The 12,990-nt window shown below is 72.3% G+C and carries 15 protein-coding genes; 7 read left to right on the top strand and 8 right to left on the bottom strand.

Going from position 1 to position 12,990, the window contains the following annotated elements:
• The first annotated feature begins 156 nt into the window (after positions 1 to 156).
• A complete protein-coding gene (locus I6J71_RS28295) occupies positions 157 to 465 on the top strand; it encodes a protease inhibitor I42 family protein (RefSeq protein ID WP_204089643.1) in 309 nt (102 codons plus the stop codon).
• Here I6J71_RS28295 and I6J71_RS28290 read toward each other — a convergent pair.
• Positions 462 to 785 carry an STAS domain-containing protein gene (locus I6J71_RS28290; protein ID WP_204089642.1) on the bottom strand — a complete coding sequence of 108 codons (324 nt, stop codon included), beginning with the start codon at positions 783 to 785 and terminating at the stop codon, positions 462 to 464. The genes I6J71_RS28295 and I6J71_RS28290 overlap by 4 nt on opposite strands.
• 213 nt (positions 786 to 998) lie before the next feature.
• Here I6J71_RS28290 and I6J71_RS28285 point away from each other — a divergent pair, with 213 nt between their 5' ends.
• The 4 genes from I6J71_RS28285 to I6J71_RS28270 are packed head-to-tail and all read left to right on the top strand — an operon-like array spanning position 999 to position 5,723.
• Positions 999 to 2,273 (top strand): MFS transporter, encoded by a 1,275-nt coding sequence (locus tag I6J71_RS28285; RefSeq protein WP_204089641.1) that lies wholly within the window; start codon positions 999 to 1,001, stop codon positions 2,271 to 2,273.
• A 25-nt stretch (positions 2,274 to 2,298) separates the two neighbouring features.
• Positions 2,299 to 3,447: an acyl-CoA dehydrogenase family protein gene (locus tag I6J71_RS28280; RefSeq protein ID WP_204089640.1), complete on the top strand. Its 1,149-nt coding sequence runs from the start codon at positions 2,299 to 2,301 to the stop codon at positions 3,445 to 3,447.
• Positions 3,448 to 4,953, top strand: coding sequence for a class I adenylate-forming enzyme family protein (locus tag I6J71_RS28275; protein WP_204089639.1), 1,506 nt, complete (start codon positions 3,448 to 3,450; stop codon positions 4,951 to 4,953).
• Entirely contained in the window at positions 4,950 to 5,723 is a 774-nt protein-coding gene (locus tag I6J71_RS28270; protein WP_239153955.1) for an enoyl-CoA hydratase/isomerase family protein, read from the top strand. Before I6J71_RS28275 ends, I6J71_RS28270 begins: the two co-directional genes overlap by 4 nt.
• A gap of 120 nt (positions 5,724 to 5,843) precedes the next feature.
• On the opposite strand, the gene I6J71_RS28265 is transcribed toward I6J71_RS28270, so the two are convergent.
• The 7 genes from I6J71_RS28265 to I6J71_RS28235 form a co-directional block, all read right to left on the bottom strand.
• On the bottom strand, positions 5,844 to 7,067 hold the full coding sequence (locus I6J71_RS28265; RefSeq protein WP_204089638.1) for a TetR/AcrR family transcriptional regulator: 1,224 nt from the start codon (positions 7,065 to 7,067) through the stop codon (positions 5,844 to 5,846).
• Between the two features lie 63 nt (positions 7,068 to 7,130).
• Complete coding sequence (locus I6J71_RS28260; protein WP_204089637.1) at positions 7,131 to 8,018, bottom strand: hypothetical protein; 888 nt, start codon at positions 8,016 to 8,018, stop codon at positions 7,131 to 7,133.
• Positions 8,019 to 8,023: 5 nt separating this feature from the next.
• Positions 8,024 to 8,686: a hypothetical protein gene (locus I6J71_RS28255; protein WP_204089636.1), complete on the bottom strand. Its 663-nt coding sequence runs from the start codon at positions 8,684 to 8,686 to the stop codon at positions 8,024 to 8,026.
• A 111-nt stretch (positions 8,687 to 8,797) separates the two neighbouring features.
• Positions 8,798 to 9,625, bottom strand: a complete 828-nt coding sequence (locus tag I6J71_RS28250) for an LLM class flavin-dependent oxidoreductase (RefSeq protein WP_204089635.1) — start codon at positions 9,623 to 9,625, stop codon at positions 8,798 to 8,800.
• A gap of 117 nt (positions 9,626 to 9,742) precedes the next feature.
• Positions 9,743 to 10,582, bottom strand: a complete 840-nt coding sequence (locus I6J71_RS28245; protein WP_204089634.1) for a peptidoglycan-binding protein — start codon at positions 10,580 to 10,582, stop codon at positions 9,743 to 9,745.
• Between the two features lie 74 nt (positions 10,583 to 10,656).
• A complete protein-coding gene (locus tag I6J71_RS28240) occupies positions 10,657 to 11,091 on the bottom strand; it encodes a hypothetical protein (RefSeq protein ID WP_204089633.1) in 435 nt (144 codons plus the stop codon).
• Between the two features lie 33 nt (positions 11,092 to 11,124).
• Positions 11,125 to 11,358, bottom strand: coding sequence for a hypothetical protein (locus I6J71_RS28235; RefSeq protein ID WP_204089632.1), 234 nt, complete (start codon positions 11,356 to 11,358; stop codon positions 11,125 to 11,127).
• A 68-nt stretch (positions 11,359 to 11,426) separates the two neighbouring features.
• On the opposite strand from I6J71_RS28235, the gene I6J71_RS51150 reads away from it, so the two are divergent.
• A complete protein-coding gene (locus I6J71_RS51150; protein ID WP_204097268.1) occupies positions 11,427 to 11,759 on the top strand; it encodes an SDR family oxidoreductase in 333 nt (110 codons plus the stop codon).
• Between the two features lie 209 nt (positions 11,760 to 11,968).
• Complete coding sequence (locus tag I6J71_RS28225) at positions 11,969 to 12,907, top strand: cyclase family protein (protein WP_204089631.1); 939 nt, start codon at positions 11,969 to 11,971, stop codon at positions 12,905 to 12,907.
• Positions 12,908 to 12,990: the final 83 nt, after the last annotated feature.

Here is a 12,990-nt window from a genome sequence, read left to right as displayed (position 1 = left end):
TGCGGCCCGCCGCGCCCCGGGAACCGTTGCCCCACAAAACTTCGGGTAGGCAGCGGGGTGAGGAGCCTGGTGACCTTTCGTGGCCCGGAGGTACACCGGTGCACGGGCGCCCATCCCACAACCGGCCGACGGGAAGGCGCCGCGGCGGGAGCGAGCATGCACGTGCTGACGATCGACGACGACGGCCTGGAGCTCGCGCTCGAGCCCGGCGACGAAATCGTGCTGCGCCTGCCGGAGAACGCCGGAACCGGTTACCTGTGGATGATCGAGCCGCTCGGCTCCGCCGTCCACGTGCGGCAGGAGTCGCTGGACCCGGCGCTGACCCGTGCCGGCGCGACCGGCGCGCACGTCTTCGTCCTGCACGCCGACGAACCGGGGGAGACGGTGGTCCGGGCGCGGGAGGCCCGGCCGTGGGCGCCGGACGCGGTGACGCGGCGGTTCAGCGTGACGGTGCGGGTCGGTTAGCCGGCGTCGCGCCAGGTTTCGACGCCGCCCAGGGTCAGGCCGACCTGCTCGGGATCCGTGACTTCGGCTTCGACGCCGCCGGGCACCGCGAGGATGAAGTGCACGTCGCGGGAGATGCACGTGGCCGCCGTCGCGGCCAGGAGCGCGGAGCCGCTGCCGTCGACCGCGGTGGTACGCGTGAGGTCCACCACGACGCGCCTCGCGCCGTGGGAGAACGCATCTTCCGTCACGCGGCGGTAGTCGCGGGCGACGCCGCCGTCGAGCACACCGTCGACGGTGAGGATCAGTTCGCCGTCGAGAAAAACACTGCGCAGAGTCATTCTGCGCCTCCTGCCGCCAAGGGGTCACCGGCCGTGCCGGGATTCGGGGATTTCATCGTACGTCAGCCGGGACGGCAGTGGATCCGTCGTCCGCGCCACGGTACGGCCGCGACCCGCGCTCGATCCGTGACCCCAGCGCTCTTGAGTTCTGGCTAACGACCAGTTACCGTCCGCCTAACCAGTATTCACCTCCCGCAAAGAAGCAGGTGGCCGATGTCCGAAGTGGCGACCAACGCGCCGGCCAGCGTGGCCGGGTCCGCCTATACCCGCAGAGAGCGGGCACTGATCATCGCGGCCGCGGTCAGCGGCTGGGGGATGGAGTACTTCGACCTGGTGATCCTGTCCCTCGTGGCCGGGGACGTGGGCAAGACGTTCGGGGTCTCGACGGCCGCGGTGGGCGCGGTGTTCACGGCCCAGCTCGCGGCCACGGCCGTCGGCGGCGTGCTGTTCGGCCCGCTCGCCGACCGCTTCGGCCGGCGCCGCGTGCTCACGTGGACGATCTGGATCTTCGCGATCGGCACCGGGCTCGGGGCGCTCGCGCCGAACTTCGGCCTGTTCGTGGTGTGCCGGATGATCGCCGGGATCGGCATCGGCGGCGAGTGGGCCATCGGGTTCGCCCTCCTCAACGAGGCGTGGTCGCCCAAGCGCCGCGGCCTGGCGGGCGGCGCGGTGCAGGCCGCGATTTGGCCGGCGTACGCCATCGGCATCTTCGTTGCGGGCGCGGTCCCGAACTGGCGCTGGGCGTTCGCCATCGGTGCGCTGCCTGCCCTCGCGGCGATCGCGATCCGGCTCGCGTGCCCGGAGTCGAAGCAGTGGCTGGAGCTGCAGCGGGTGCGCGCCGAAGGCGGCACCACCGCGGCCCGCGAACCCGCCACCGCCGGGCTCGCCCTGCTGTTCCGGAAGAACGCACTGAAGATGGTCGTGCTCGGCACGATCGTGGTGTTCGGGGCGCAGTACTCGTACTACGTCTACTCGTCCTGGATGCCGACGTTCCTCAAGACCGGCCTGCACCTGGGCTCGGGCCCGACGCAGACGGTGCTCTACGTCAGCGCCGCCATCTCGCTCGTCTCCTACGTCGCCGCCGGTGCGGCGGGCGACGCGTGGGGCCGGCGCAAGGCGCTGCTGGCCTTCGCGTCGGTGCAGCTGGTCGCGTTCATCGCGTTCGCCGTGCTGATCGCCACGGGCGCCTCGACCGGGGCCGTGATCGCGATGTACTTCGTGATCTCCTTCGGCCTGGGTTACTTCGCGGTGTTCGGCACGTGGTTCGGCGAGCTGTTCGCGACGCCGATCCGCGCCACGGGCTCGAGCTTCTGCTACTCGGTGGGCCGCGGTATCGCGAGCTTCGGCCCGGGCGTCGTGGGCCTGCTCGCCGCCCGCTACGGCCTCGGCGGCGGCATCTCGACCGGGTTGTTCGCCGTCGCGCTGATGATGATCACCGCGCTGTTCCTGGCCGACCGCTCCGGCCGTGCCATCACCTCGGTCGAATGAACCGGGATTGAGGAAGGGGACCGATTTGCAGCACCTGTGGAGGGACCACGTCGACGAGCGCCTCGCGCGCGAAGCCCGCGAGTTCACCCGCGAGCACGTGGCCCCCGTCGCGGACGCGCTCGACCGCGACGACCGCTACCCGCTCGACCTCGTGCGGCTCACCGCCGAACGCGGCTGGAACGCGATGACGCTGGACCCCCGCCACGGCGGCGGGGGCCGGCCGATGACGGAACTGCTGGCCGTGCTGGAAGAACTCTCGTGCGCCAGCGCGATCCTGGGCATCTCGCTCATCACGATCTTCCAGAGCCAGCGCTGCATCGAGCTCTACGGCGAGGAATCGCTCAAGGAGCGCTACCTGCCGCGCTACGCCGGTGGCTTGCCCGCGTCGTTCGCGCTCACCGAAGACGCGCACGGCAGCGACATCCGCCAGCTGGACACCAAGGCCCACCGCACCGACCGCGGCTGGGTCCTCAACGGCGAGAAGGCGTTCATCACCTCGGGCGCGGCCGCCGAGCTGTTCGTGGTGCTCGCCCAGACCTCGGTGGGCGTGTCGACGTTCGCCGTCGCCAAGGACACCCCGGGCGTGTCCAGCTACGAGGGCCAGGACGCCGAGACCTTCGGGCTGCGCAACGGCCCGCACGTGAACCTCGTGCTCCAGGACGTCGAGGTGCCCGCCGACCACCTCATCGGCACCGAGGGCCGCGGGCTCAAGCAGGTGATGGTCACGCTGGCGAACTCCCGCACGCTCGCCGCCGGCATCAGCCTCGGCATCGCCCGCGCCGCGTTCGAGGGCGCCCTGCAGTACGTGGACCAGCGCTCCGCGTTCGGCACGAAGGTCCTCGACTTCCAGGGGATCCAGTGGTACTTCGCGGAGCTGGCCGCGCAGATCGACGCCACCCGGCTGCTGACGTACGAGGCCGCGCGCGACCTCGACGCAGGCCGCGACATCGCGCGCTCGTCGTCCTCGGCGAAACTGCTCGCGGCCTCGCTCGCCACGAAGGTCGCCTCCACCGCCGTGCAGGTGTGCGGCGCCCACGGCACGCGTGAAACGCAGCCCTTCGGCCGCTACCTGCGTGATGCCAAGGCGTACGAGGTGGCCGGGGGATCGGCCGAGGTGCTCAAGAACACGGTCGCGAAGAGCCTCGTGAAGGCCGTCAGGGTGGAGGATCGGTAGATGTTCGCGGTTACTCTGCGGCAGCGGTGCGAGGCGAGCGGCGACGCGCCCTTCCTGCTGCAGGACGACAAGGTGATCACCTGGGCCGGGCTGCTCGACGTGGTCACGCGCACGGCCACGCTGCTGCACGGGAACGGGGTGCGGCCGGGTGACCGCGTGCTGCTCGCGTGCGGCAACACGCCGACCTTCCCGTACCTGTGGTTCGCGTTGCGCTGGCTCGGCGCCACGGCCGTGCCGCTGCACAACCAGGCAACCGGGGCGCACGTCCGCCAGGTCGTGGCCGACGCGGGTATCGAGTTCGCGGCCGGCGACACCGCGAGCATCGAGCGGCTCGTGGCCGACGCCGGGTTCGACGCGGGGCACACGCTGGCGTTCGCCACCGCCGACGACCTGGAGCAGGCGGTCGCCGGGCTCGCCGCGCACCCGCTGCACCCGGCGGAGCCCGACGCCGAGAGCAGCCTGCTCTACACCTCGGGCACGACCGGCCCGCCGAAGGGCGCCGTGCTGTCCGACGGCGCGTTCCTGGCCGGCGGGCGCGAGCTCGCGGCGGCGATCGGGATCCGCGCCGATGACCGGATCATGGTGGCGCTGCCGCTGTTCCACACCAACCCGCAGGTGTACGCGGTGATGACCGCGATCGCCACGGGCTGTTCGCTGGCGCTGCTGGAGAAGTTCGAACCGGCGAGGTTCCTCGAGCAGGCGATCCGGTACGAGGCCACCGGGTTCACCTACGTCGGCACCATGCTGGCCATGCTCGTGCGCAAGCTGCCCGGTGACGTCCCGCCGCACAAGCTCCGCTTCTGTACCGGCGGCGGCGCGCCGCTCGGGCTGTGGACGACCATCGAGGACCGTGTGGGCGTGGAGGTCCACGAGCTCTACGGCATGACCGAGACGGGCGGCTGGGTCACCGCGAACCGGCTCGGGCAGCGCCGCCGCGGCACCTGCGGTACCGTCCGGCCCGACATGGAGCTGGCGATCCTCGACGCGAACGACGCGCCCGTGGCGCCCGGCGAACCGGGACAGATCTGCGTGCGCCCGCGGGAGCCGTTCGTGCTCTTCGACGGCTACCACGGCAAATCCGAGCTGACGCTGCAGAAGTTCCGCAACCTTTGGTTTCACACCGGCGACCTGGGCGCGGTCGACGACGCGGGTTACCTGGTCTTCCACGGCCGGGCCGACGACATGATCCGCCGCGCCGGCGAGAACGTGCGGCCCGCTGACGTGGAAGCCGCGATCGCCGGGCACCCGGCGGTGGACGAGGTGGCCGTGGTCGGCGTGCCCGACGAGGTCGTCGGCCAGGAGGTGCGGGCCGTGATCGTGCCGCGCGGCGAGTTCGACCCGCTCGGGCTGCCCGCGTTCCTCGAGGGCAAGCTCCCGAGGTTCGCCTGGCCGCGCTACGTCTCGGTGCGCCCGGCGCTGCCGAAGACCGCGACGCAGAAGGTCCGCTCGGCCTTGCTGCGCACCCACGAATCCGACGACGCCGACCTCCGGGGAGCCCGCTCGTGACCGAACCCGTGCTGTTCGAGGTGCGCGACGGCGTCGCCGTGCTCACCCTCAACGCGCCGCACAAGCGCAACGCCATCGACGGCGCCCTCGCGGGCGCGCTGATCGACGCGTGCGACCGCATCGACGCCGACCTCTCGATCGGCGCCGCCGTGGTCCAGGGCGCGGGCGGCTACTTCTGCTCGGGCGGCGACCGCGACGAGCTCGCGGCGATCTCGGCGGCGCCGGCGTCGGACGAGGGAATCCGTGCCACCCAACGGATCTACGACGCGTTCCTCCGCTTCGGCCGGGTGCAGGTGCCCACGGTCGCGGCGGTGCGCGGCGGGGCCGTGGGAGCCGGCATGAACCTCGCGTTGGCCGCCGACGTGCGCGTGGTGGCCGAGGACGCGCGGCTCGCCTCCGGTTTCACGCGCCTGGGCGTCCACCCGGGCGGCGGCCACTACACCCTGCTGACCCGGGTCGTGACCCCCGAGGCGGCGACCGTGCTGGGCGTGCTGGGGGAGACGGTGAACGGGCTGCGCGCCGTCGAACTCGGCCTGGCCTACGAGGCCCGGCCGGACGCGGAGGTCGAACTGCGCGCCCTCGCCCTCGCCGCCCGCGGCGGCAGCGACCCGGCGCTGACGCGCGCCGCGATCCGCAGTCTGCGAGCCGAGGTCGGCCCACCCGCCATCGGGTGGCCGGCCGCGGTGCCGCTGGAGCAGAGTGCGCAGCTGTGGTCGTTCGCCCGCAAGGGCTCCGACCGCTGGAAGGGCAGCGAACGCGCAAGCGACTGACTTGCCTGCTCGGCCCAGCCGGCAGGCGAGGAGGCTGAACCGGAACCCGGTGGCGGGAGCGGATTTCCCGAGGGGGAACGCCCGCTCCCGCCGTGCTGCGTCTACTGTGGACTTGCGGGCTCAGGCGGCGACGCTCGTCAGCGCCGCCAGCGCCAGCCCCACCGTCCACTCCGGACGCTGCGGCACCGCCGCGAACCGGCGGGACCGGGCGACCGCGTCGATGAGCTCCATCACCGCCAGGCTCGCCGTCTGCGCGGCCGCCTCCTCGACGCCCGGGTTGACGGCGAGCACGGCGCCGACCCAGTAGTCCAGATAGCGCTTGCGGTCGCGCCGCACGGCCTCACCGAGGTCTTCCGGCACGTGGTGCTCTTCGGTCATCCACACGGCGATCAGGTCGCTCTTCGCCAGCGCCGTGCGCACGTGCGTGGTCACGAGCAGCTCGAGCACGTCGTGCGCGGTGCCGCCGGAGGCCAGCGCGAGGGCGCCGCCCCAGCAGAGCTCGTCGGCGATCTCCTCGACGACCGCGGTGAGCACGGCGGCCTTGCTGGGGAAGTGACTGTAGATCGAGGGTCCCGCGATACCGACGCCCGCGGCGATGTCGTCGATGCCCACCGCGTGGTAACCGCGGTCACGGAAGAGCTTCGCCGCTTCGTCGAGGATGGCGCGACCACGCGTGTGCTCCGCCGCCGCGCGGGATTCCCGGTCCACCACGCGGATTTCCGGCAGCCGGGCGGGCGGCTCCGGCGCGAGGAGCGTGGCCAGCAGCACGGTTTCCAGCGTCGCCGCGTGGTCGGCCAGCCGCCGCGCCGGCAGCATCGGCACGCTGTTGAGTAGCCCGAGCGCGGCGCGGATGCGGAACTCCGCCTGGCTCGTCGTCAGCTCCGGGCGCGCGTCCACGAGCACCCGCAGCCACAGGCCGACGCCCTCGACGCGCACGGCCACCAGTTCTTCGCGCACCTCGCCGGACAGGTAGTGGGCTTCCTGGTGCCACAGGCGCACCACGTCCGGGCGCTCCAGCACGACTGCGACCACCGAGGTCGCGAGGCGCCGCAGCACGACGTCGGGCGCGCCCCCCTCGGCGATCGCGAGCACCTCGTGGTTGCGCCACGTGAGGACCATTTCGCGGATCGGCTCGGCGAGCAGCGCGCGCTTGTCCGGGAAGTGCTTGTACACCGCGCCGGCCGTGATACCGACCTGTTCGGCGATGTCCGCCACGGACACGCCGCCGTAGCCGCGCTCGCGGAACAACCGCGCGGCGGCGGCGAGCAGCTCGGCGCGGCGGTTCGGGCGCGCCGACTGCGTCGTCCGCCGCTTCGCCCCGCGAACTTCCGCCCGGCCCACCATCTTCCTCCCCGCGTCGTTCCCACCAGGTTAGCGGGCACGCGCGGGGGTGGCCCGCGAACGTGCTCAGGGCCGCTGGTTCTGGAACTGGAACTGCACGCGCACGGACCCGTCGAACGGCACCACGAGCGTCGTGTCGCTCGCCGACCACGTGCGCGGCACCAGGAACATGCGGTCCTGGCCGTGCACGAGCAGCCGCAAGTTGCGGTAGCGGTAGTGGAAGCTCTGGCCCTCCGACGCGGGCAGCACCGTCTCCGCGATCCCGGGACTGCGCAGGAAGAGCCGCTCCTTCGTGTCCACGATCACGCTGGGCAGCCGGTCGAGTTCCCGTGCCTGGGCCATCGCGACGCCGCGGCCGGACCACTGCGCGATCGTCGCCGTCGTCCAGAACAGGCTCACCGCGACGACCACGAGCACCAGCCCGAGCGACACCCGGCGCACGGTCGACGCGAGCGGGGCCCCGGTGTCCAGGCGCCGCAGGACGCGGAAGCCGTAGACCACCAGCACGCCGCCGAAGGCGATGAGCAGCGGGGTGACCAGCGCGTAGTAGAGCCAGGCGCGCAGAACCGCGTACAGCAGCAGCAAGCCGACACCCGCGGCCAGGAGCAGGAGGCCCGCCGCGGTGAGCGCGCGCACCACGGCGCGGATCCGCGTGGTGTCTTCGGCCGCCGCGATGCGCTTCTGCACCGCCGAGTGCAGCGCCAGCGCGCCCACGCTCGCGAACGTGAGCACGAGCAGCGGCGTCAGCAGCGGTTGCGGGCTGCGCATCACGTAGTCCTGCGTCGCCAGGCCGATCGTGTCGACGTCGACGCCGAAGTACTCGTACTGCGCACGCGTGGAGACGTAGCCGAAGTAGAACAGCAGCGCCGAGAGCAGGGTCGCGGGTGCGACGACGGTGCCGGCCGCCCGGATCCAGTGCTCGAGCCGGCCGGGGACGTCCCCGTCGTCGGGCACGGTGCTCAGCCCGAGGTCGTCGACGTGGTGGTGGTTTCGGCCGTCGTCGTCTCGGGGGTCGCCGGCGAAGATCCGGTGGTCCCGGTCGTCGTGCTTTCGCCGGCGAGCGGGTTCGTCAAGGTGATCGGCTGCTCGGTGAGCCCACTGCGGAAGAGGTCGCACGCGCTCTGATCCCCCGTGCACGCGACGGTGCCCCGCATGGCCAGCCAGCCGTCGTCGCCGGGTTTCTGCCAGGTGATCGCGACCGAGCACGCGTTGGCCTGCGACGTGAAGGTGTAGGACGCGCACGGCGGCGCCGAGTCGCACGAACCGCCCGCCGTCGTCACGACGTTGCCGGGGCCCGCGTCGACCTGGCCGACGACGACAGCGGCACCCTCGGGGACGTCGCTGCTCAGCAGGCTCACGCCGACGCAGTCGTCCTTGCCCCGTTCGTCGTTGCCGCCGCCGATCGGCAGCCCGGCGAGCTGGATCGAGCCCGACCGCTCCGACGAACGCGGTGCCTCGGTCCCCATGCCCTCCGTGGCCGGATTCGAGTCCGTGGTCTGCGCAGCCTGCGTGCCGGCGGTGTCCCCGGAATCCGGACCGCCCGGGCCCGAGGCGCCGCACGCGGTGGCCAGCGCGAGTAAAGCGGCACCCATGAAGGCGCCGGTCCAGTGACGTAGTGACATCGCACCCACCTCTCACCCACGTTAAGGCGGGCAGAGCGGGGCGAAACGCCACGCGAGGACACGGATCGGTCACGAGGTTTCAACCACCGCGGGGTCCGAAGTGGACCGGAGTCACTTCCCCGACAGGCGCTCCACGAGCGGCGCGAATTCCTCGAGGAACGCGCCGTTGACGCTGAAGTACGACACACCGAGTTCGTCGCGCCGCCGGTCGAGCTCGGCGGCCATGGCGTCGACGTCGCCGCGCAGCACCGTCAGCGAGTCCTGTTCGACGAGCGTCTTCACGTCCAGACCGCCCAGGAACCGGCTCAGCCACGGCGGTGCCTCGTCGCCGACCACGAAGAGGTTGAGGGCGAACTCGATGGCCTCGGCACGGTCACCCGCCGCGGTGCGGATCTCGTCGACGTACCCCGCCATCTCCTCGCGCGTGGTCAAGACCCCGCCGGCGAGCGTGACGACGTCCGCCTTGGCCGCCGCCAGCCGGCGCGCCCTGGGCCCGCCGGCGGCGATCATCACTGGGGTGTGCGCGGCGCCGTCGAGGCGCCTGACGTGGTCGATGGTCTCCGACACCTGGTCGAGCCGCTCCCGCCCCGAACCGTAGGGCAGGCCCAGCTCCTCGGCCTGCTGCTTCATCGTGGGCAGGCCGGTGCCGAGACCGAGCTCGAACCGGCCGCCGGTGAGCTGCGTGAGGCTGTGGGCCTCCCAGGCCGCGGCGCGCGGCGTGCGCAACGGGCTCGCCAGCACGAACGAACCCACGCGCAACGTCGTGGTCGCGGCCGCGGCGATGCCCAGCGCGATCGTCGCCGACGGCAGGTTCAGGTTGTCCGGCGACAGCAGCGTGGAGTACCCCAGCTGCTCCGCGCGACGGGCCGTCTCGACCCACTTCGCGCCGCCACCGTCGGCCGCCGCGACCACTCCGAACCGGAACGCCTTCTTCGACATGGAACCACTCCCCAGGTTGTCGGTGCCTCCGATACAACCACCGCGCGGCACAAGCCGGCCACCAGGTCCTCGCCGGCGCCGAGCGGGCCGCTCAGGGCCGGCGAGGACACGATGGGGTCAACCGCGCTGGTACTCCTCCCACGTCACCTTCGGGTTGACCGCCGGGCCGTCGTCGGGGCCGCGGCCGGCGAGGCCGTTGAGGCCGTTGAGGCCGAGGTAGTAGTCGCCGGCCTGGTGCTGCGCGCCCGAGGGCAGGTCCGGGCCGGAGATCGCGATCGCGTGGATGTGGTAGTCCCATTCGGCTTGCTCCGACGTGCGGATCCACGCGGCGAAGCCGACCTGGTGCAGCGCCTTCGCGACGCTCGTGTGCGTCTCGGCCGACATGCCCGCCACCGAGATCTCGAACGCGCCGCCGCCGTCGTGCGTGCCCGCCGACGCGTCGACGCCGCCTGGGTTGTACGAACCCTGCGTGAGGCTCAGCTGCCGGCCGAGCAGTCCCTCGGCGGCCACCGGCATCGCCTTCGTCCGCGTGTTGAGCGTGACGCCGTGGTAGGTCACGTGGCTGCCCGGCGTGAGCACGGCCGTCACCGTGTGGTGGCCGGTGCCGAGCTTCGCCGGCGACGTCCGCCCGGGCAGCCCCGACGTGTCGATCCCCGTGCAGCCCAGCGACTTCTGGTACTGCGAGTACGCGGCGATGGTGGTGGTGCCGAAGTACCCGTCCACCCACTGCGCGTCGAGCAAGCCCTTGTCCCGCAACGCCTGCTCGACCGGCAGCACGCTGTCGTGCGCACCCGGCTTCTGCGTGCTGTCCGCGCGCCGCGGGTCGATCTGCGCGGCCTTGAGCACGGCTTCCGTGTTCGCGGCCGGCAGCGCGGTCGCCGCACCGGCCGGCAGCGGTGCGGCGATGCCCAGCGCCGCGGCCACGAGCGCCGTCAGCGCGGCGGCTTTCCCGATCATCCGTCCTCCTCGTCCGGGGTCGTTCCGGGCGAAGGATCACGGATCGGGATACAAGGCACGTACAAGCGGGCCGGTCAGTCGGCGATGAGCCTTCGGGGGCGGCCGGTTTCGCCCTCCTGCTGGCGCCGCACGAGCCAGCTGCCCGGCGCCACGCCGCTGCCGCCGTGCTCGGGGTGGATGAGGTACACCGGCGCCGTGTTCTCGAAGGCCGCGATGCCGAGCACGAGAGGATCGCGCACCGCCGTGGTCCACCGGCACGTGCCCGGATCGGCGACGAGGGTGTGCGGGTTGCGGCCCGCGGCGCCGCGCACGAGTTCCGCACCACCGGGCGGCACCGGTGCCCAGTACGCGTAGTCGGAGATCCGCACGGTGCGCGCCACGAGCGCCCACGGGATGACGAGGAGGTCGCCCTGCGCCTGGAGTCCGTCGAGCACGGGCACGGCGGCCTGGCGTTCGAGGTGGTCCAGCACGGCGAGGCCGGAGCGGTCGAGCAGTTCTGCGAGGTCCATTGTGGTCACCATGGTGTTTTCGGAGGGCGGGGGTCAGGTCCGGCGCAACAGCCGGGAGTACCGGGCTCCGGTGAGCCCGTAGGACCAGCCGGCGGCCTCGACGGGGTCGTCGAACCACGCCGGCACGGACAGTCCGTAGCGGCGCCGCGTGCCGTCGCACTCGACGGAGCCGTTGACGGCGAGCAGCAGCCGGCGGGCCCGGGTGCCGGGCAGGTCGTAGAGCACCAGTTCGGCCCCGGGGTTGCCGGGATCGGCGGCGCGGCTCACGAGCCGCAGCCGCTCGACGAACGCCGGCCAGCCGAGGCGTTCGATCGCGCACCGGCGGACCTCCGGCGATCACTGCTGCTGTTCTCCGGCCAGGTCGGCCGGCGCCCGGCGCCCGGGAGCGTCGTGACGGGCGTGACCAACGGGGCGGCCGCGTTCGCCGCGCGACACCTCGCCGCCGAGCTCGCCCGGTCCGGGGCAACGCGCTGTCGCCGGGGATCATCGACTCCGGCGCCTGGGACGCCAAGGGCGAAGCCAAACCGGACCTTCTCGCGACCGCCGCGCAGCGGACCCTCGTCGGCCGCACCGGCACCGTCGCCGAGGTCACCGACGCGGTGCTGTGGTTGCTGCAGGCCGAATTCTTCACGGGCGAGACCGTCCACCGCGAGGGTGGCCGCCGCTGACCGCGCACGATCCTGCACATCGCGCCCAAACCCACCTCGCCCGCGATGTCAATCGCCACCGAGCCACAGCACCACAGGTGTGCCGTAACCTACCTCCCGACCGGCCGGCTACCGGCCCGCTGAGCCAGTGCCGTGCCGGTTCAGCGGGCCTTGGTGCCTCGAACCGCGTGACCGGAGGAGCCGATGCTGGGATGACGGCGAGGCGAGAAATGCCCACACAAGACGACGTGCTCGCGTACTTCAGCGCGCTGTCGAACTGGGGACGGTGGGGCGAGGACGACGAGCTCGGCACTCTGAACCACATCACCGACGACGTCCGGCTGGCGGCGGCGCGGGCCGTGCGCCACGGCAGGAGCGTGTCGTGCGCATGGGAGGTTGCCGTACCGGAAGACATGGAGCGGTCGACGACGACGTGCCCGTGCGCCGCCGACATGCCGGGTGCCGAGAACATGCCGGTACCCGCGTTTCACGCCGACCGGCGCTGGGGTTTTTCGAACGAGCGGCTCGGCCTCATGTTCCACGGCAACACCATCACCCACGTCGACTCGCCGTGCCACATCTTCTGGGACGGCAAGATGTACAACGGGCGGTCGCACTCGTTGGTCGACGCTGCAACGGGATCGGCGTGGGCGGCCATCACGGCGGCGGCGAACGGGATCACCACGCGTGGTGTCCTGCTGGACATCGCCGGGGTGCGCGAGGTGCCGTGGCTGGAACCGGGCCAGGGGGTGTTTCCCGGCGATCTCGAGGAAGCCGAGCGTCGCCAGGGTGTGCGGGTGCGGTCCGGCGATGCGGTGCTCCTGCGGACCGGTTACGGCCGCGTCCGGCACGAGGCCGGTGCGGCCGGCGGATTCACGCAGGCCGGCTGGCACGCGTCCTGCCTGCCGTGGCTGCAGGAACGGGAGGTCGCACTGATCGGCGCCGACACCCCCCAGGACGTTCAGCCGTCGGGGTACGAAGACGTGTTGATGCCGGTTCACGCCGTGAGCCTCGTCGCGATGGGGTTGTGGCTGCTCGACAACTGCGACCTGGAGGCGTGCGCGTCGACGGCTGCCGAACTCGGCCAGTGGGACTTCCACCTCGCGGTAGCGCCGGTCCGCTTCGCCGGTACGTCCGGCAGCCCGGTCAACCCGATCGCCACGTTCTGACCCGCGGAACTCGCGCGTGGCTGATGAGGGGCGCCGGCCACCGCCGGGTGTCCGGGGCGGCGGGACACGGCAGCGACCGCGTG

Origin of the sequence: Amycolatopsis sp. FDAARGOS 1241, assembly GCF_016889705.1 — a bacterium.
GTDB lineage: Bacteria > Actinomycetota > Actinomycetes > Mycobacteriales > Pseudonocardiaceae > Amycolatopsis.
This window is presented reverse-complemented; position numbering and strand designations above follow the sequence as displayed.